General features: G+C 58.0%; 11 protein-coding genes and 7 pseudogenes. 10 read left to right on the top strand and 8 right to left on the bottom strand.

What is annotated here, in order from left to right; translation table 11 throughout:
- The first annotated feature begins 64 nt into the window (after positions 1-64).
- A complete protein-coding gene (locus DJ73_RS01320; RefSeq protein WP_094557101.1) occupies positions 65-496 on the top strand; it encodes an ester cyclase in 432 nt (143 codons plus the stop codon).
- Between the two features lie 827 nt (positions 497-1,323).
- On the opposite strand, the gene DJ73_RS01325 is transcribed toward DJ73_RS01320, so the two are convergent.
- Positions 1,324-2,097, bottom strand: coding sequence for a hypothetical protein (locus tag DJ73_RS01325; protein WP_094524411.1), 774 nt, complete (start codon positions 2,095-2,097; stop codon positions 1,324-1,326).
- Positions 2,098-2,446: 349 nt separating this feature from the next.
- On the opposite strand from DJ73_RS01325, the pseudogene DJ73_RS21290 reads away from it, so the two are divergent.
- A pseudogene (locus tag DJ73_RS21290) lies at positions 2,447-2,878 on the top strand (hypothetical protein); the annotation flags it as partial.
- On the opposite strand, the pseudogene DJ73_RS20735 reads toward DJ73_RS21290, so the two are convergent.
- Positions 2,865-3,079, bottom strand: a pseudogene (locus DJ73_RS20735) (hypothetical protein). The pseudogenes DJ73_RS21290 and DJ73_RS20735 sit on opposite strands and share 14 nt — an antisense overlap.
- A 437-nt stretch (positions 3,080-3,516) precedes the next feature.
- Here DJ73_RS20735 and DJ73_RS01335 point away from each other — a divergent pair.
- A complete protein-coding gene (locus tag DJ73_RS01335; protein WP_094557106.1) occupies positions 3,517-6,237 on the top strand; it encodes a type IV pilin N-terminal domain-containing protein in 2,721 nt (906 codons plus the stop codon).
- Between the two features lie 407 nt (positions 6,238-6,644).
- Here DJ73_RS01335 and DJ73_RS19545 read toward each other — a convergent pair whose 3' ends face one another.
- A complete protein-coding gene (locus DJ73_RS19545; protein WP_094524410.1) occupies positions 6,645-6,848 on the bottom strand; it encodes a hypothetical protein in 204 nt (67 codons plus the stop codon).
- A 23-nt stretch (positions 6,849-6,871) separates the two neighbouring features.
- Here DJ73_RS19545 and DJ73_RS21295 point away from each other — a divergent pair.
- A pseudogene (locus tag DJ73_RS21295) lies at positions 6,872-7,210 on the top strand (heavy metal translocating P-type ATPase); the annotation flags it as partial.
- On the opposite strand, the pseudogene DJ73_RS01345 reads toward DJ73_RS21295, so the two are convergent.
- A pseudogene (locus DJ73_RS01345) lies at positions 7,196-7,615 on the bottom strand (RNA-guided endonuclease TnpB family protein); the annotation flags it as partial. The pseudogenes DJ73_RS21295 and DJ73_RS01345 sit on opposite strands and share 15 nt — an antisense overlap.
- Before the next feature lie 212 nt (positions 7,616-7,827).
- A complete protein-coding gene (locus tag DJ73_RS01350) occupies positions 7,828-8,316 on the bottom strand; it encodes a winged helix-turn-helix domain-containing protein (protein WP_094524409.1) in 489 nt (162 codons plus the stop codon).
- 115 nt (positions 8,317-8,431) lie between these two features.
- Here DJ73_RS01350 and DJ73_RS01355 point away from each other — a divergent pair, with 115 nt between their 5' ends.
- The 3 genes and pseudogenes from DJ73_RS01355 to DJ73_RS01365 all read left to right on the top strand — a co-directional run.
- Positions 8,432-9,232, top strand: coding sequence for a hypothetical protein (locus DJ73_RS01355; RefSeq protein WP_094524408.1), 801 nt, complete (start codon positions 8,432-8,434; stop codon positions 9,230-9,232).
- Between the two features lie 162 nt (positions 9,233-9,394).
- Positions 9,395-10,711: pseudogene (locus tag DJ73_RS01360) on the top strand (RNA-guided endonuclease InsQ/TnpB family protein).
- 49 nt (positions 10,712-10,760) lie between these two features.
- Positions 10,761-11,087, top strand: a pseudogene (locus tag DJ73_RS01365) (PadR family transcriptional regulator); the annotation flags it as partial.
- A 256-nt stretch (positions 11,088-11,343) separates the two neighbouring features.
- Here DJ73_RS01365 and DJ73_RS01370 read toward each other — a convergent pair.
- Positions 11,344-12,233 (bottom strand): annotated as a pseudogene (locus DJ73_RS01370) (IS630 family transposase).
- Positions 12,234-12,381: 148 nt separating this feature from the next.
- Between DJ73_RS01370 and DJ73_RS01375 the strand changes: the two are divergent.
- Positions 12,382-13,545 carry an XdhC family protein gene (locus DJ73_RS01375; protein ID WP_094557102.1) on the top strand — a complete coding sequence of 388 codons (1,164 nt, stop codon included), beginning with the start codon at positions 12,382-12,384 and terminating at the stop codon, positions 13,543-13,545.
- A gap of 149 nt (positions 13,546-13,694) precedes the next feature.
- Here the strand turns inward: DJ73_RS01375 and DJ73_RS01380 are convergent, their stop codons facing one another.
- Positions 13,695-14,516, bottom strand: a complete 822-nt coding sequence (locus DJ73_RS01380; protein ID WP_094557103.1) for an IS5 family transposase — start codon at positions 14,514-14,516, stop codon at positions 13,695-13,697.
- Between the two features lie 218 nt (positions 14,517-14,734).
- Positions 14,735-16,153, bottom strand: a complete 1,419-nt coding sequence (locus DJ73_RS01385) for an amidohydrolase family protein (protein WP_094524404.1) — start codon at positions 16,151-16,153, stop codon at positions 14,735-14,737.
- A 489-nt stretch (positions 16,154-16,642) separates the two neighbouring features.
- Between DJ73_RS01385 and DJ73_RS01390 the strand changes: the two genes are divergently transcribed.
- Both DJ73_RS01390 and DJ73_RS01395 read left to right on the top strand, forming a co-directional pair.
- Positions 16,643-17,191, top strand: a complete 549-nt coding sequence (locus DJ73_RS01390) for a (2Fe-2S)-binding protein (protein WP_170938354.1) — start codon at positions 16,643-16,645, stop codon at positions 17,189-17,191.
- Entirely contained in the window at positions 17,188-19,629 is a 2,442-nt protein-coding gene (locus tag DJ73_RS01395) for a xanthine dehydrogenase family protein molybdopterin-binding subunit (protein ID WP_094524403.1), read from the top strand. The genes DJ73_RS01390 and DJ73_RS01395 overlap by 4 nt, the downstream gene beginning before the upstream one ends.
- Positions 19,630-19,632: the final 3 nt, after the last annotated feature.

Below are 19,632 nucleotides of genomic sequence, written 5' to 3' on the forward strand. Positions count from 1 at the left end.
GAACGCATTCATCGGGTAATAATATCCGCTCGTGTCACCGACTCTGAATCGGGTGGATCAACCCATGTCGGAAGCCAGCACCACCGAGCACGAACAGACCCTGAATACCTATCAGGACTACGAGGACCTGTGGAACGGGGACCTCTCGAAGCTAGATGTGGTTGCCGAGTCGATCGCGCTCTCCGATCCGGCTCTCCCCGAAGGTGAGCTCCATGGACGCGAGGCATTCGAAGCGTACCTCCGAGAGGTTCGGTCGGCGTTTCCCGACTGGCACGTCGTCGCCGAGGACTTGCTCGTGGATGACGGGATCGTTATGAAAGAATGGACAATAACGGGAACACACAAAGGGGAGTATAAGAGTGTGCCACCGACCGGGCGTGAGATCGAGATCAACGGCATGGCGAAGGATATAATCGCGGACGGCAGGGTGCAGGAAGCTCGGCTCTACTACGACCCGCAGGAGGTACCTGAGCAACTCGGCCTCACGGAAGACTGAGGACGAACGTTCGGTCACTGTGACTTCCGTGTTCAGCACGCTGATTGTGCCATATTTTGACAAACTAACAATTTCAGTGTGTCTATGACATCATCGTCCTGTTCTCTCACACAAACCGCTAGACAGCACGATGATTAAACGGATTCTTTGAAATAGCTTGCTGGAATCCCCGCGTTTTCATTTCGGTGGAAAAATCGACTCGCGTCACAGCTTCGATCTCCGCCAGGTCGGGCTTTAGATACGGCTGACCGACCGACGAAAGGACCAGTTCGTCTGCAATAAGCGCGTACTCATCGAGGCTATGTGGACTCAAACAACCACTGTTGAGGTCGGAACTGCGGAAGCGCCGGGCAGTTAGAGGGCGCGGCGGCGGGCACAATACATGTCCGGGCAAAAATACAATCCTCTAAACAGATTCTTTGTGGTTGATGTCTACACCCCATCGACGGGCGGACATGGGAACTTCCTCGAGACGTTTGTCTCTGTCCACTGTGGGCATCTTATCGAAACGAGTTGGCATATATTTATCATATTTGAATACAGAGCCCCGGAAATCAGCAGGACGGCCCTGATCAGTACGGATTTCATTACCCACAGTGGAACAGCTTTCGAGTTCTGAACCTCCAGTGCGTACAAATTAGTGAGAGATTTAATATATCTCTCAGCTGGCGGTCATGTTGCGAAATGAGAGTGAACTGTTATTTTCGTGAAAGTCCTCGTTTGACTGCTGAGCGAATTATCCGGTATCACGTGAAGATACTGTGGTGACCGTACCCGCACAGGGATATATTGCGTACCGAGGGTTTCAGCAGGGGTGAGCGAACCGACTAGAGTTCAGGTACCTGTGACGCGTCGATGGGCTCTGTTGTCGACCGGTTGGAAACGTCTCGGTCGTCACGCAGTTGGAGGTACGCCGACGCGATGATCGCATAGTACGGCAGGAAAAATACTGTCGTGAGAACGACCGTTACGACATCAGCGGCGACCGGCACACCAGCGAGATCCAACAGCGGTGCGACACCACCGATAACCCCGCCGAACAGGGCGGACACAACGACAAGGACGCCGAGTTTAAGCCGGGAACCGCGAGCCAGCCCCCAACTCCGTTTGAGACTACTGATGATGCCGCGATCTTCGACGGCAACGGCGAAGATGAAAAACAGGAACGAGGCCGCAAAGAACAGCCCCGGGATGAACAGGAGGAAGAAGCCAATCATCACCGTGATGCTCACGATCAGTCCACCGACCAGCGCGATTGCCGTGGCTCGCCCGAGTCGCTGCGTCGCCGGCGCGGGAAACGTCGACATCTCGCTCAGTGGTTGAGCAAACGTTCGAGAGAGAATCACAAAGTACACCGAGCTCAGAATGATGAGCACACCAAACAAGGCAAGTCCGACATTTCCAGACATCGGAAGCGCGAGCCCAGCGTTGCGGCTAAACTGCGCCGCGGCTTGGGGCGGGAGATACCCGAGAACAGTACTGTTGACAGCTGTTTGAATCCCGAACTGAATCACGAGGAACCCAACGAAGAGGATTCCACCAGTTCGGGTGAGTGTACGCCGAATACCGTCGCTAACCGCATGGCTGAGTTGGAGGGCCATTCGAGTAGTATCTCTTAGTCCCCTCCAATAAAATGCCCGAAATAAGAGCGATATTCTCACTCTGAGGGGGTATCGGTACGGAATCGTCCCTGTTTCGCTGTCTCAAGAGCGCAGTGTACACACTCTCTTCTCTAATTCGGTGCTGTCGCGTCAGAAACTTTGCCATCGGTGATGTACGAACCATCTTATATATTCAAGAGTCGACTCAATCGGTCAATACCCGTACCGAAGTATGCACGCATCGCCCTCCACCTCGCCACTCCGCTCGCTCGAAAGCCTCGTCCTCATCGGTGCAAATCTCGTGCCGCTTATCGGGGTTATTGTTTTGGGATGAAACCCCTGGGCACTCCTCGTTATATATTGGATTGAAGCGTTCAGCACGGTACTGTTGGGAGTCAGAAAAATACTCTTTGATGAGCGTGACTCCCCCGACGTTGTCGGTCAGATCGAACCGTTACACGAACTCCGCGAGAAACGAGGCGGGTGGTGTCCTCGACCCGGATGGCCGCCGATCTATCCGCGAAACGTCCCGTTTGGACTCTCAATGCTTGGCACATGGGCGCTCTCAGTCGTCCCACCAAGCGCGTTGTACTGGCTGTCAGTTGATCGCTCAATAGTGCTGTCTATCAACCTTCTACTCGGAATTGGCGCGTTGGTGTTCGCACACGGTGCCGAGTTCATGATCGGGTATCTCGGACGGCGAGAGTACACCAACGTCTCTGCGCGAGAACTACTCCGAACGCCCGCTCAGTTGACGCTCATTGTCATTATCGGTCTCTGAAATCTACCGTGTAGCCGTTGTTGCGGAGTGCTTCAACAAGCTCGCCTCTAGGCACAATTTTGAATTCGTGGAACGAGTTGATGTGGCATTCTGCCGAATACAGCTCTGAGTCGATATTGTCTGGTATCTCGTTCTGATGGGTACCTCCTGAACAACAACCGGTTGACTGGCAACGTGGTTGGAACTGCTATCTCCTGTCATTCGAACATCTCTCATTACAACTATTCAGCTCTGGTGAGCTATTATCCTCCAGATACAATGCTGCATAAAAATGCTATTCGTTGAACTATCTGTACTGAGCGATCAGTCTCACACGCAAATAGCGAAGCTGGCGGTCAGCGATGGCATAACGGGAGCAGCCGATGCTTGAAGACTACAATAACGATTTGTATTATCGGCCGTTTTTATGTGCGGTGTCGGTATCTCTGCGTATGGTACGACCCTCCCGTCGGGGCTTCCTCGGAGGAAGCGCCCTGACGCTCGCAGCGCTGACAGGTGTTCTCACCTCTGAAACCGACGTGAACGTTTCTGGCCGACCGGCCGGGACACCGACCGCCCTTGACATCGATATTTCGGCACCATTCGCCGACGCCTTCCTCCCTGTTCCGGCGGGCGACGCGCTGTCGACGACGTACGCGATAGTCATTGCGGAGCGCATCGACGCCGACGCGGCAGAGGAACTGAGCCACCGCGCCCGTTCCGCGACTGAGCGGCTCGACATTGACGCCGACGAGTTGTCTGCGACGGTCGCGGTCACTTCGGCCGAACGTGGGTTCCAGCTGGTGACGGCAGCTGGCGGCTTCGACCGACTCGACCGCGGTGAGACGATTGCGGTCGGCGAGGGAGGCGGTGATACCGGCGGTGAGTCGGACGACGAGGTCCCCGCGGAGGCCGAGACGACGGACGAACTCCCTGCCGACTGGCGACTCGCCGATGACGGTGAGACCGCGTTCCTCACCGGTGACGGCGTGGCGGCCACTGCGACCGGCAGTGGGGATTCGCCAAGTCCTCGCAGTCGTTCGGACTCGGCGGAAGACGACAGGAGCGATCGGCGGATCGAAGTCGCTCGCGCCGCCGGCCGTGCGGCCGCCGACGATGTCGATCGCCTTGCGGAATCGCCGCTGGGCGCGGCCGCCCTCCCTCGACTTGGTGGATTCGAGACGGTGCTTTTGATTCCGGACGCTGCCGATGGTCCGTTTCCGCCCGCGGTCCCCGAGGACGTAGACGCGTTCGCCGCCGGCTTCGAGACCGATCCTGACGACCTCAGAGACCTCGACGGAACGGCGGAGAACGCGTATGTGATCCGCCCGGCTGATGACGCCGACGGGCTCGACGACGAGACCATCGAGCGACTCGTGCGTACCGTCGACCCCGCCGTCCCGGTCGAGATGGACATCACCCGAACCGACGGACTCGTACTCGTCGACACCGTCGTCGAGGCCCCGCCGGAATTTGACCGTGAGGCGTCACCGGATGCCCACATCCGGTCGCAATACGACCGCGCTGCCGGCACCGTGACGTTCGAGCATGTTGAAGGCGAGGCGGTGCCGGCCGACGAGCTGGAAGTGTGGCACGACGGCGATGAGGTGAGCGACACGGTCTTCGACGGCGAGGAATTCACGGCCGGCGATGAGATCGCTGTCGAGACTGGACTGATCGCAACCGTGATGCTGCGGTGGTTCGACCCGGACGCGAATGTCTACGACACGTACGCTCGCGAACAGGTCGACCGCGAGGCGTTCGACGTCGAGTACGAGATGAATGCCGAAACGTTGAAACTCAGCTACGAGGCCGAGCGCCCCGCCGACGCAAGTAGCCTTCAGCTGGTCCACCGCGGCGAGGGAGGCGTCCAAACAGTCGGCGAGGAATTCACCGACGGAACCCTCGAACCTGGCGATACAGTCACCGTCACGGACGTGTCGATTGGCGACAGTGTACAGCTAGAGTTCGACGTTGAGAAACCGATGGGTGGCAGGTCGCTCATCCATTACCGTGCCCGCCCCCCGCGTGTTTGGATCCACTCACATGCCGAGGACGGGACCACAGTCAGGTACGACGGAGAGGAGTCTCGCCCTGCTGACGCGTTCGTGACGCTGGTCGACGGAGAGACAGCTGACACGCAGTTTGCTGACGAACACGATACACTCTCGGGCGACGAGGAGATGGTTCTCGGCGAACTTCCCCTGAGAAGTACAGTCGCAGTCGAGTGGCAGGAGCCAGACGAACCGGTTGTCATTGCCGAACATGAGGTCGTTCCGAACACGCGCGCATCGATCGAATACGACCCGGACGCCGGCGAGATTACGGTCCAACACCGAGGCGGTCGGGCGCTTCCAGCGTCAGAGTTAGCGCTCCAGGTCGGTCGCACCCCGGCCGATGTCCAGCCCGCGGACAAACTCGACGAGTTTGGTCCGGATGACTCATTCACTGCTCCAGTACCCCCACTCCTGCGGGTCCGACTCGTGTGGACCGGCGGCGACCGCGAACACCATATTGGCGGCACAACCACGGCACGCGACGCACTCGCGGCGACCTACGATATTGACTCCGAGGCGATGACGATCGAGTACGTCGGCGAACAGCCTGCCGACCCCGAACGACTGCGCGTGTCGGTGAACAGTGCTGGTGACTTCCAGGGACGAGAAGACGATCAGAAGTCGGCGTTTGCGTCCGAGCACGACAAACTAACGACGGGAGACACGATCACGGTCGACGACGTCGGGCTCGACGACACCGTTGTCGTCAGCGTCCACACCGAGTTTGAGAACGGGTCGGCGACCAGCTCCGTCGCTCACTTCTCGGCGGCACCCCGCCGCGGATTCGTCGTTGACGAAGGAGACGGGGGCGACAACGAAGCGTCGGGGACGACGCTCCGCTACGTCGGCGAGGTTCGTCGCAACGCCGATGTCTTCCAGGTTCTGATCGATGGTGAGCCCACAACAGACCAGCCCGCCGATGAGACGGACCGACTGACCGGTGGGGAGACGCTGTCGCTTGGTGATCTGTCCGCCGGCACAACGATCACTGTCGAGTGGACTGCTGGCGAGGAGACCCGAACCGTAACCGAGCACGTGATCTCCCCGCAGGCGACGTTCGAGGTCGTGTATGAACCGGCTGAGGATGGCGACGGGGGCGTCGTGACGTTCACGCACGCCGGCGGTGACGCGCTAGACGCTGACCAGGTTGACGTGGTCGTGGAACCCGCGACCGACGGATTGCGCTCTTGGGATTCCGACGCCGACGAGGTGACCGCCGGCGACGAGACTAGCGTTACGATCGACTCGGAGCCTGAGATGGCCATTGTCGTCTTCAATGAGAGCGAGGTACTCCACCGCGAACCGCTTAACCAAGACAGGTAGAGGACTGTAACTCTCTATTCGAACACAACTCCAATACACTACAGATGCAGAAACAGAACGCATCTGTGTAAGTAACTAAAGTATCCGTATTTTCTAAACATCTATTTTATGCTCTCCCGTTCAAACCGCATACATGGACGGGAGAGCATATCTGTCTGCAACAAGCGTGACTGTAGCATCTGCCCCCGGGGAGTTGTTCGGCATTGAAAAGAGGCTCTGATGATGTCCGTGTCGATGACACGACACAACGAGATCAGACGTATGAATTAGACCTACATAAGGGTGATACGGTGAAAATTATCGCCGGAATACAGAATGGGTCCGGTGGAGAAGTTGCTCTCTCATGGACCCCAAGATGTTCTCTCAAAAGAGCTCGAAATTGAGCGTACAATCAGAGGTGACAGTGTTCACGAACTCTTAGTGAGTTCGTCATCGGTCTCGAACCACGTTGTTTCGATGTCGAAGGCGGTCGTCATCAACTTAGTCATTTTCACCTCCAGCGTCACGTTCGACCTCCTCACAACGCGGCGGACCCTCAGCGGCTGTGCGACGCCGTCCGAAGATGAGGTCCTCCCGTGGAACCGCCTGCTGTCCCGGGTGATCGACGACACGGGGTATCTGGCGAGTGTGAGTGCTGACGAACGCGGCAATCGCGATACCGCTCCTGATCGGGAACGAGTTTACCAGCACGTTCAATCGTGCGATAACCCTGATGGTCGCCGCGTCGCCGTGTGCCGTCATCATCTCTACGCCGGCGGCGGTGTTATCAGCAATCGCCTCCGGTGGCCGGCAGGGCGTTCTATTCAAAGGTGGCGAACACGTCGAGACGGCCGCGAACATCGACGCGGTCGCATTCGACAAGACGGGCACGCTCACGCGGGGCGAAACACAGCTGACGGACGTGTTCGTGCGGGACGGCCCCGCGGACGAGTCGCTGACTGCCGACGAGTTGCTCTCGCTCGCGGCCGCCGTCTGGCAGGATGTACTCGATTTCGATACACCCGTCAACAGTTGCCAGCGAGACGTACTCGTCGTGGAAGGTCGCGCATCGCTTGTCGTAAACGATAGTCGGGGTCGAGAAGTGCGGTTTCCCCGCATACTCGCCTTGCTTCCAACGGGCGACGACGCTCTGTATGGCGTCGGCGGCCTTGTTGCGAGCGTTCTGGACGAGATTGGCGTGTAATCGCGTCTGGTCACGCACGTCGCCGTAGGTTTCCTCCTGTAACTGGGCCTTGCTCGTTGTTTTGTATTCGCCCTGCCAAGCGTGATCAACGACGTAGTTGGCGGCCCATTGAAATTCATCGACGGTTTCACGGAGAAGTGCGGCGTCATCACTATGTACGTTGAGTTTGATCGGGACGGTCCGCCGCACCTCCATATGTCAGATGTGTGTCTGATAGTTTATAAATACTGGGAGAGAGAACGGCAACAGTCCGTCAAATGTGGTGGAGTTGTCGACTTGCTCTCTGGCCTACTCGTTCGTTTCGCCCACTCCTCAAGGCTGGAGGTTCCGCCCCGGATACGCTGACCAAGGTACGAAGTCGACGTCCCGTCTCTGCAGCGTCGAGAACCGTGCTGTTCGACAACGAACTACGAGTTTGTGCCACCATCGACTGTGTCGAGAACGGGCTCGTCGAACTCGAGGGCTGCCGCGACAGCATCCGGAAGCTCCGGACGTGGGGCCGATTCGTGGCGCTCGATTTTCTCGGTCTTACGCGTGTTCTCGTAGAGGGCACGTGCGACCGGAAGGCCACGGAGATACTTGTAGTCGTGGAGGACCTCGACCCCCCGCTCTGTGAACCCGTAGAACTGAGAGGGGAGATCACGCTTTCCCTCGCTTGGATCGTACGTGTAGCGTGCGAGGAGCCCGGCGTCGATCAACGTCTCCAACTGGTCTTTGATGGCCGCCTGGCTCTTCCCGGTCATATACTCGAGTTCGGCGAGCGACATCAGATGGGCGGGATGGCCCAGCAGCTCCTGGATGATAAGGTGGCGCGTATCTTGGGACAGCAGCTTGAATAGCCGCTGCTGTTCCGCGAACGGCCCTCCATCGGCCGGGCCAGCGTCGGTTTCGCTCATACGTGGCAGTACGGTGTAGGACGCTATAACAGTTAGGGTCGTCCAAGTTAGTTAAATCAGAAAAAATCAAAGTGGTTCAGAAAGGATAAGGTGATGTGGTTTGAATCAACAGCTAATGACCGACCCAAGCCCGCCGCCGGACGCTGGGGATATTATGACCGTTGTTCACGAGGCCGTCGGGGGCATCGAACTTGAGCCTGCAGAGAAACGGGAAATCTGGCGGTTCACCCAGCGTGAATTGCCGTATCTCTGGAGTCAGCGGACATCGTATTTTATTTTGGGGAGCTATCGCGACCCCTATATCCGCCGGCTTCGCGCCGTCCAGAACGAACTCACGAAGCAGCTCGGTGCCTATCCGTTCATCATGGGTGATCTCCTCGAACTTTCGACTGACCGCCTCAATACGTTCGATATCATGTTTTCGTTGCTCGCGACGTACAGCGACTACATCGTTGGGGTCTTCGAGAAGGAGAGTGGTGGGGAGGCGCCTGAATTGGGCGAGATCGATGACCCGCCGTATTTCGACAAGTCGTACGTGTTCCCACGTGATTACGCGTGGGTGACTGACGAGAACCTTGACTCGCCACAGCACGTCATTCAGGCCGCCCTTGAGATAGCGTTCACAGAGGATTTGTCGACGGATGAAGTCAAAGCAAACGTCGAGTCGCTCGTCGATCGCGCCCAAGAGAGCGGTCTCGACATCGACGAACAGGAGGTGTGGGATGTGATCGACGAGCGGGCAGATGAGGACGAAGAGCCGACAACGTACAGTTGGGTCCATCTCAACAAATTCCGTAAATTCGAACTCCACGAACGATGCTTCCCGTGGACGACAGAGGACGAACTTCGAACTGAGGTTGACGAACTCCCGTCCCCGACACCACGTCCGGAGTGGGAAGAGCGTGAGGACCAGTGAATTATACGCTGAATTGGCGCAATACCACGGCCTTCAGGCCGTGGATACGCGCCGTCACTCCGTGACACGTTCTACTGACTTCGACAGGACTGGATATTCCACCGTTCTCAATCCCATTCTTTAGAAGAGAAGCGATTATAAGCAATTATACAGGCGTTCAGAATGCTGGAAGTCCACCGAACCCATCGAGCGAAAATCCTCAATTACAGTCAGGTAGAGGGCTCGCTTGACCGACACGGGTGGAGTGCCAGCAAACTCTGGAACGTCGCCAACTACCACTCCCGCCAAGTCTGGGAGGAGACCGGGGAGATTCCCGACCACGAGGAGTTGAAAAACGAGTTGAAAGGTCACGACAAGTACAAGTGACTGCACAGTCAGTCCAGTCAGCGGGTTCTGGAGGAACTCGCTGAAGCCTTCAACTCGTGGTACTCCAGTGATGACGAACGAGACAATCCGCCCGGCTACCGCAAACAAAACTACTACGACCAACAGGGTCGTCGCGTCCACAAAGAACACCCACGCAGTACGGTGACGTGGAAACAGAACGGCATCCGACACGACACTAAGAACAACCGTGTCCGCCTCTCCAAGGGAGCGAGCCACAAAGAACATCCGAAAGCGTGGGAGTACATCCTTGTCGAATACGAGACACGCCCCGGCGTCGAGGTTGAGAACCTGCAACAGGTTCGTGCTGTCTACGACCAAACAAAGGAGCGATGGGAGTTACACCTCGTCTGCAAGGACGAAATCGAGACGCCCGACGCTCCCGGAACCGAGACTGCGGGCATTGATCTCGGTATCAGCAACTTCGCCGCTGTCGCCTACAGCACCGAAGACGCCGACCTCTATCCCGGCAACCGCCTGAAACAGGACGGGTACTACTTCCCGAAAGAAATCGCCAACTGTGACGACAGCAGTGGCGACAGGGCCACGCGACTTCATCACAAATGGTCGGAACGCCGCACCCACTTCTTCCACAGTCTCGCCAAACACATCGTGGAGAAATGTATCGAGCGTAGTGTGGGTCGCATCAATGTCGGGGACTTGGAAGGCGTCCGCGAGGACGAGAACGGCAAGTCGAAGAACTGGGGTCGGCACGGAAACCTCGACCTACACGGGTGGGCGTTCGACCGCTTCACGTCGATCCTCGAGTACAAAGCGAAAGTTGAGGGCATCGAGGTCATGGAAGTGTCCGAACGTGACACGAGTAAAACGTGTTGCGTTTGTGGAAGAGAAGACGACAGCCAGCGTGTCGAACGCGGGTTGTACGTCTGCGAGTCGTGTGATGCGGCGTTCAACGCGGACGTGAACGGGGCGGAAAACATCCGTCTGGACATCAACGAGGAAAGTAACTCCGAGTCTACCGGGCAGTTGTCCGGGGATAGGAGTACCGGCTGGTTGGCACAGCCCGGAGTCTACCTGTACGACCTCTCCTGTGGATTCCAACCGCAACGAGAGGTGGGAGACTCCAAACCCTAATATCCCAACCTCGGGATTCCTCCGCGTTCACGCGGAGGAGGATGTCAACAGCGATATTCTTGCTCACCCCCAACAGCTCCCATCGATGTACGAACTCGAGGAGCTCAATCCCAGTGTGAGCGATGCGACCGTCGACAAGCACATCCAGAAGCTGATCGATGAGGGCATCGTGAAGGAGGTCGCCCTGGACGACGACCAGCGCCGACAGGGCTACCCCTGGAAGTTCTACGGTCTCACCGAAGAGGGTCAGGAGTTCCTGGAGGAGCACAACCTGCTCGCCGCTGAAGAGACACTCCAACAGATCTACGACACCATCAGCGATAAATCCGAGAAGATGGTCAAGTACGAGAACGCGCCCCGTCCCGACGACATCTAATGGGGCGTTCTATTCCCGAATAGTTTGCTATTCATACTCTTCAACCCGTGAAGAGACGATATCTGATTAACCAACAAATCTATGCCGATACCCGCTCTGTTGGTTAACACGGGGCGACCGCTGATGTCCTACGAGTCACCGACCCCGCCGACAGACCTCTCGGCAGAGATGGTCGACACCCTCAATGGGTACTCGCCTGAGCAGCTCCGCTACATCGCACGCTACGCTGAAGCATTATAGTAAATACTAGAAGTAATTACTCACAGCATTCCTCGACCGGGTTCAACTCCGACGAGTACGAGGGGAGCGTCACAAACGCGAGGTCGTCACGGGCCGCGAGGTCCGTGACGGCCGACGCCTGAAAGTATGGTGCTCCATCGAGAACGATGATTAGATCATCTTCAAATTCTTCACATAGTGTCAAAATGAAATGTTTCGCGTGATCGGCGGTGATGTACTCTGTGAATCGAGAGAAGAAGCGATCACCGTCCTCGGTGATCGCGCCCAGCAGACACGTCCAGTCTCATTGGCCTGAAAGTTCAACAGAAAGCCGCGTGCCCCGCGGAAACCACGCGGCACGCGGCTCAGCTTGGACAGATTTCTTGGTTTGATCGATACACACTACTGCGGCGTCCATTTCCCGCCGCTTTTTTTAATCTCGTCGTAGAACTCATCTTGCTCGTCATCGTCGGATTCAGCGGCTGAACGACGTGGTTTTTGATAACTCAATCCAACCTCTTTCAATAACCGCCGACAGCTCGGGACTGAGTACTCAACGCCGTACGTTTCTTGAAGATATTCTTGTACGAGCGCCGGCGTCCACGCCGGCGCGTCAAAGCCGATCTCTTGGGGTGATTCGTGGACCGTTTGCTCAAACTCTTGTTGCTGTTTTTCTGAAAGTTTTCGCTTTCGTCCAGATCGGTGAGCATCTGAAACAGCCTGTTCAAGTGGGTCGTCCGTATCGAGCCGCTTGAGCCAGTTATAGATCGTTTTTCGTTCTGTATCGTACCACTCGGCAAGTTCGGTTTGCGCGACATCATTTTTGTACGCGATCGCGGCTAACAACCGCTGTGTGGGTTTGTTTCCGTCAACTTTGTCAAGCGCCTCTTGGAGTTCTTCGACAGAGATCTCATTGAGGTGTTCCATTATAGACAACGTCACTTTCTGAGTAAAAAGTTCTACCGGCTACTATAGTGCGAACTCTCCTCATCCCGAGCGCTTAACGAAAGTAAGGCGGTCCATCCTGTACCGGTTCAAGGAGCAAGTAAATAAACAAGCACACGAATATGCGACTATGAGTAATCCCAGCGACCCAGATCCATGGAGCATCTCAGAACCGGAACTCTTCCGAGAGCTACGACGTAGCTTGAGAAACGACAAACCCGCAGTACTTGTGACCATTACCGATGTCGAGGGGTCTGCCTATCGCCGCCCGGGCGCAAAAATGCTCGTCCCTGCCGACGAGGAAAGCCTCGGCGCGGTGACGGCTGGCTGTCTTGAGGGGCCGGTCGTCGATTTGGCGGTGTCAATCAGAGATACTGGTCGTCCCCAGATCGAGACGTTCGATCTGATGGACGACGATGAGTGGGGGCTCGGGTTGGGGTGTAACGGGGTCATCGACCTCCTGTTGGAACCCGTAGACAACTCGGTGGAGCCCATGCTTTCGGTGCTGGAAAATAGGGAACCGATGACAGTCCTGACCTCCGTCGAATCCACCGACCCAGCGGTCTCGATAGGAGATCGCACGGTCGTCGACGCGAACGGTAACCCCACACCTTCCAGTGAACGTGAATCGCTTCCAGAGGTGGTCGTTGACGAAATCGTGTCTGTCACCAAGAAATTCCGTACTGAGGGGAAGTCCGCAACGGTCGAGGTCTCATCAAGGAATGGCGAGGTTAGGGTCTTCGTTGATAGCATCAAACCGGCGCCTCAACTGCTCCTGTTTGGAAACCAGAACGACGTTCAACCGGTCTCTCGCCTCGGTCGCACGGTTGGATTCGAAGTTGTGGTCGCATCTGCCCGCGGCGCTATGGCGGCTGACGAAGACTTTCCCCACGCCCATGAGGTTGTGGCGACGCGTCCCACCGATCTCGCAAAACTGGCCGACGAGATGACCTACGCAGTCCTGATGTCGCATAACTTTCTCGACGACCGCCTTGCCCTTGAGGCGCTTCTGGAGTCATCCGAAATCCCTTATATTGGACTTATGGGGCCGCGAAAGCGTTTTGAACAGATTCAAGACGAACTCGCCAAGGATGGGGCGACGTTCACAGAGGACCAGCTCGAACGGGTATCGACACCGGTTGGACTTGACCTTGGGGGCGGTGAACCAGTCCAAATTGCCCTCAGCATCGTGAGCGAGACACTCGCGATTCACAATGGCCGGTCGGGCGGTCGTTTGCGAGACGAGGAGGGACCAATCCACGATCGTGTCTCTGTTACCATCCAGAATTCCTAATCATACCCACGAGAGTGTCAAGGTTAGATGATGACATTGTGGAGAGCTGCGAAGGCTTTGACCCAGCGATCTACTGATCTCCAGGAGCTATGATGGGGGAATCGGCTATAGAAGAGTCTGCTTTATTGAATCCGATGACGGCGTGGGGATCACTGTTTGAGAGCCTGTTCGAGGTTGTAGACTGTGGCGGTCAACACGAACTCGCGGTACCACGCGCGAGGGTGGACAGCGGTGCCGAACCGACGTTTGATGGCCGAAAAGGCGGTCTCGGCCATCAAGCGTTGGCCGTATAATTCGCTGTCCAACCGTGCGTTGTGGGCGTGATCGTACGCAGCGAACAATCGGTGACGCAGCAACGGCCGGACGCCCGCTGAACGGAGGGCGTCCCGGAGAGATTGGTCGTCATAGCCTTTGTCGCCGGCGAGACTCTCGATTTTCTCGGTGTTACGCAGGGCGACTCGACGGCCAGTTTGCGTATCGTGAGGCCAGTGTGCCGAGCAGTGAAGATCGAGGATGGCACACGAATCTGTATCGACTATGGCCGTCGTTTTCAGCGTGCGTATGTGGCGATCCGAGCGGTGTTGGTAGTGTCTCGATGCCGTTTCTCGATCGAAATAGGTGGCATCGATGGCTCCGTGCGAGCCCGGATCGCAGATGGTCGCGGACTCACGAAGGAAGCCGCGCCACACGGACATGGGCACCCTCTCAAACGACCGGTACATCGTTGAGGGTACGGGAAATGCCGTTCGAGCGAGCTGTAACAGCCCACGAACCCGATCCATTTCACTCGCCCAATCCACGATTTCGCGGTACGTCGCATCCATGTGAACCCGCAAAAAGTGGAGCGTGACATGCTTCCACCCGGGAAATCCGTTGCCAGTCGGATCACTCACCGCCGTTGGACTGGCGGCACAGCGCTTTTGAGCCAGCGACGCGGCTTGCTTAACGAAGCGGAAGAGTAGTTTAGCCACATTCGGCTCTTCCGCTTCGCTTCCACCTTCAGAGCGACGCTATCTCTCCGTCTTCTGTGGATTCAACAGAGCACTCTAAACATAATTCGCCTGTTCTCGGCGACGGTCGACTTTACCTCACCAAGCCTGCCGAATGCGATATCGAAGCTAGAGTTCCTCACGAACTCACGTACAACCGCGGGTCAATCTCCACTCCGGGGGCTATCGGTCGAAGTCGTTCATTCGATGTTAGCCCGTCGAACGATGTCGGCGGCCGTACGTTCGGCCGTTGAAAGAAGTTCGGAGAGAGGTTCTTTCAGCGTGAGCAGCTCTCGATTATCCATTACAACCTCGCCGGCACAGAGGACCGTCTCGACCTCTCCCCCTTGGAGGCCGTAGACGAGGGTGTGTATTGGATCCGGAGTTGGAGTGAGATGCGGTCGATCGAGGTCGATCACCACAAGGTCGGCCTGCGTGCCGGGTTCGAGTGATCCGAGTTCATCACCGCGTCCAATGGCCTGAGCAGCGTCCCGCGTCACCATATCAAACGCTGTCCCTGCGGGGACGACTCCGGAATCGCGATGGTACCCCTTGTGTGCAGTCGCAACGGCTCGAGCGTCGGAAAGGGGATTAACCGTGTCGTTCAGAATCGTGTTGTCGGTCCCGAGGCAGACGGTGACGCCGCGGCCGAGCATATCGACAATGGGCGCGAAACCGGTCGCAAGCTGCATGTTCGCCCGATAATTGTGTACGACCGGCGTATTCGACTTCGCGAGCAGGCGGACGTCTCGATCGTTCGTCTGGACACAGTGGCCGAGCAGTGCGCGCTCGCCTAAATAGCCGACATTGCGAAGATATTCGATACTCGATATCGCCCCTCGCTCTCTCACCTCCGCTTCTGCCTCCGCGACGTGGGCTGTCGTCATCACATCGTATTCTTCGGCGAGCCGGTACGCTCCCCGGAGCATATCTGACGTTGTAGTCGCGAGCGTCGCTGGGGCCGGCCAGACCGACTGTCGCTCCTCAGGCTCGTGATACGCCTCAATGAGTGATTCGACATCCGCCAACCCATCCTCGGTTTCGACAATGAGTGCGTCGGGTCCCGGATGAACGGATCCACCCCCGGAGCCTGTAATCTCCTCGAACAGACGTCTGAAATCCTCGTCCGGGGAGCGGTCCCTGAGTCCAGCGCCGTAGACGTTTCGAATTCCGAGCTGGTCGTAGACGTCGAGTTTCCGTCGTGTCGGCTTGAGATCGGTCCAGTCGAGGGCCGTTGCGTTCTCGACGAACGTGGTCGTTCCCGACTGGATGGCTTCGACGCAATACAGTCGCGCCGCGAGAGCGTGCTCATCGGCGTCCATCACTGCGAGGGCAGGCTGTTTCACGTTGAACAGCCAATCGTACAACCCTCGATCGCCTTCGAATGCTCCGCGGAGGAAGATATCGGAGACGTGGGTATGTGCGTTTACCAATCCGGGAATTACCGCCCCGCCCTCGGCGTCGATGATCCGGTCCGGACTCGTCTCGTCTTCGAGACGCTCGGCAGGACCGACCGCTGATATCTTGTCATCCTCAACGGCGACGGCACCGTTGTCGATGATTTCACGGCTCCCGTTCTGCGTGACGACCGTTCCGTTGGTAACCAGTACGTCTGTCATTCTCCTCGCCTACCCTTACTCGCCCAGCAGTCAGCAGGGTCACTGTTACACGTCGGCATTCCGTCACTTCGTCGGCGTGGTTGTACGAGTCCCATGAGTAGCGGATTGAATCCGTCGTGTAATAAATGTCCACGACCCCCAAGCGTCTAACGCCGCACCTGCAGTACCGACCCTCGTGCAGTTCGAATCGGAGCCACCGGAGTGATGACGGTCGGTGCGAAGAGACCGCAGAGCCCTGGCGAATTCGAATCGAGTCGGCTACGGCCTGTCGAGAAAAGTACTCGTCGTAGGGGGATAGGTCACGTCTACCCGAAATCGAGGTACCCGATGAAAAATTTTAAGTATTATTCTCTGTGACAAGTTAGCATCCCGGGCATTGGGAATCAATACTCGACCCGTCGCCCGGACACCCCATCACGGGCGTTTGTAGCCCGGCATCTCGCCCGAGGATGTTTACTGCTCTCGGGATAACGATCAACAGTGATCCATATGGAAATAGATATTACACTGAACGGCGACGACGTAACGTTTGAGATCGCACGCTCTGACACACTGCTCGATGTCCTTCGAGACAACGGATATACGGGTGCGAAACGGGGCTGTGACACCGGGAACTGCGGGTTCTGTACGGTGATCGTCGACGGCGATCCAGTCAAGTCCTGTATCCGACCGGTGAGCCAACTCGCCGGCACAGAGGTCGAGACTATCGAGAACCTGGGAACGCAAGACGATCTGGGACCGGTACAGTCGGCGTTCGTCGATAACTCCGCACTCCAGTGTGGGTTCTGTATTCCGGGCATGATCATGCGTTCGAAGGCGTTACTGGAAGAGAACCCAGATCCCGACGAGGCTGACATCCGTGACGCCCTCTCGGAGAACCTCTGTCGGTGTACGGGCTACGAAAAGATCATCGATGCGGTCCAAGACGCGTCGACCCGGATGTCCGGCGAAGCAGACGTAGCGGCCGACGGCGGCCGTGTTTCCACCGACGCCACATGTCACGGTTGTGATTGTCTCGAAGGAGGGAGCGACAAATGAGCAGAACTGACGATCCAGATTCGGAAGACAAGACAACCGACACTGAAAAAATAGCGGAATCCAACCCGATCCACTGGGACGAGGCGCCGAATAACCGGAAGGCACCGAATGAGCGCCGAACGGTTTCACACAGTGAGGAGAAGGACGACGCAAAAAAGATCGTGACCGGTGAGGCGAAGTACACTGCCGACTACGCCCGGGAGTTCCCGGACCTGGCTGAGGCCGAGGTCGTTCGATCGGACATCGCACACGGCGTCGTGACGGACATCGACACGAGTGCAGCGGAGGCGATGGACGACGTCTACGCCGTCGTCACGCCTGACTCCCCCGAAGTTCCTGAGAAACCCTACACCTCTGCCGGGCAGTCCTATCCCGAGCCGTCCCCGTGGGACCTCCGGGTACTCCGGCGGACGGTCCGCTTCGTCGGTGACCCCATCGCCGCCGTCGTCGCCGAAGACAAGGACACCGCAAGCAAGGCCGCACGGAAACTCGACGTCACGTACGACGAGTACGACGCGGTCTTTGATACCGCCGAAGCGATGGAGCCTGACGCGCCCCAACTCCACAGCGCCGACGACGTGGAGAACCTCCAGCCGGGCGCGGATTACGAGCGGAACATCGAGGCGCAGATGTCGGGCGAAATCGGTGACGTGGACGCCGCCTTCTCAAAGGCAGAGGAGAGCGAGGATTTGACGGTGATCGAGACTGAGTGGGAGACACCGTACCAGTCCCACTGCGTGCCCGAACCCCACACCACGATTGCCCACCGTGACGAAGACAACCGGTATCACTTAATCTCCAGCACGCAGGTGCCGTACCATACGCGCCGACAGCTCTCCCACCTCTTCGACGTGCCGATTCGAGATATTCAGGTGTCGAAGCCGCGTATCGGGGCCGGATTTGGCTCGAAACAAGGAATGATTACCGAGCCGCTAACGATGGCGCTCACGGATGCCGCTGACCGGCCGGTAAAAGTCGAGACGACGCGGCGTGAACAGTTCCATGCACTCCGCAACCGCCGCCCTGCCCGCGTCGAACTACGGAGCGTCGTGGCCGATGACGGCGAACTCGAAGCCATAGATATGGAAGCCGTCACGAACTCTGGCGCGTACGGTCCCCACGGAATGACCGTTGCCAGCGCCGTCGGCAAAAAGCCGTTACCCCTGTACACGCACACACCGAACATCCGCTACGAGATGACCGCCGTCCACACGAATCTGCCTATCGCAGGTGCTTTCCGTGGCTACGGTGCCCCGCAAGGTCACCTCGCCGTCGAGGGTCACATGGACGAGATCGCCCGCGAACTCGATATCGACCCAATCGATCTCCGTTCGCGGAACGTGATCTCGGAGGGCGACCTAGAGGTGGCCTCCGGCATCCTCAAAGACAAGGAGTACGGCCGACGCATCCGCTCGTGTGGGCTGGACGAGTGTATCGCTGAGGGGCGCGCGGCGATCGGCTGGGACGATGTCGACCAACCCGAACCGGACCATCTCCACCGGGCCTGCGGCATGGCGTTGACAATCCAAGGCAGCGGCGTCCCCGGCGAGGAACTAGGCGCAGCGCATATCAAAATGAACGAGGACGCCTCGTTCATCCTCCAGACCGGTGCCGTCGACATCGGACCGGGAGCCGATACCGTGATGGCGCAAATCGCGGCGGAGGTGCTGAGCGTACCCCCGGAAGACGTGCTCGTACAGCCGTCGGACACGGATATCTCTCCATTCGACCACGGGGCTTACGCCTCGTCGACGACGTACATCACCGGGCAGGCGGTCAAGAAAGCCGCCGAGGAGGCTCGCGGAATGCTGTTTGAGTTCGCCTCGCGGATGCTTGGCGAACCCGAGTCGGCGTTCACCGTCGACGACGGCGCTGTCATCTCGGAGATCACCGGCGAGTCGGTCTCGCTCGAAGAGATCGGGTACGAGTCGATGTACGGTGACGAGGTGCGCGCCCAAGTTATGGGTGACGCGAGCCACTGCACCGAAGAATCGCCGCCACCGTTCGGCGCGCAGTTCGTCGACGTGACGGTAAACGAGGAGACCGGGGAGTTCGAGATCCACGATATGGTGTACGCCGTCGACTGCGGCGTGGCGCTCAACCCTGCCCTCGTCGAAGGGCAGATCGAGGGCGCGATGCACATGAGCTATGAGCTGGCGACCGGAGACGGTATCACATTCGACGAGGACGGCCAGCCGCAGACGCTTGGGTTCCGCGACTACGACATGCCAACCACGGCCGATCAGCCTCCGCTGACCTCCCTCATCGTCGAAACCCACGAGCCGACTGGCCCCTTCGGCGCGAAGTCGGTCGCCGAGATTCCGGTCAACGGGGTCCCGCCGGCGCTAAGCAACGCCGTCCGTCGCGCCGTTGGAGTCAGGATCGGCGACATGCCGATCACCCCGGAGAAGATCGCGGCCGCACTGGACGACGACTGAGGC

The sequence above is a fragment of the Halorubrum sp. Ea1 genome, assembly GCF_002252965.1.
In the GTDB taxonomy this organism is placed as follows: domain Archaea; phylum Halobacteriota; class Halobacteria; order Halobacteriales; family Haloferacaceae; genus Halorubrum.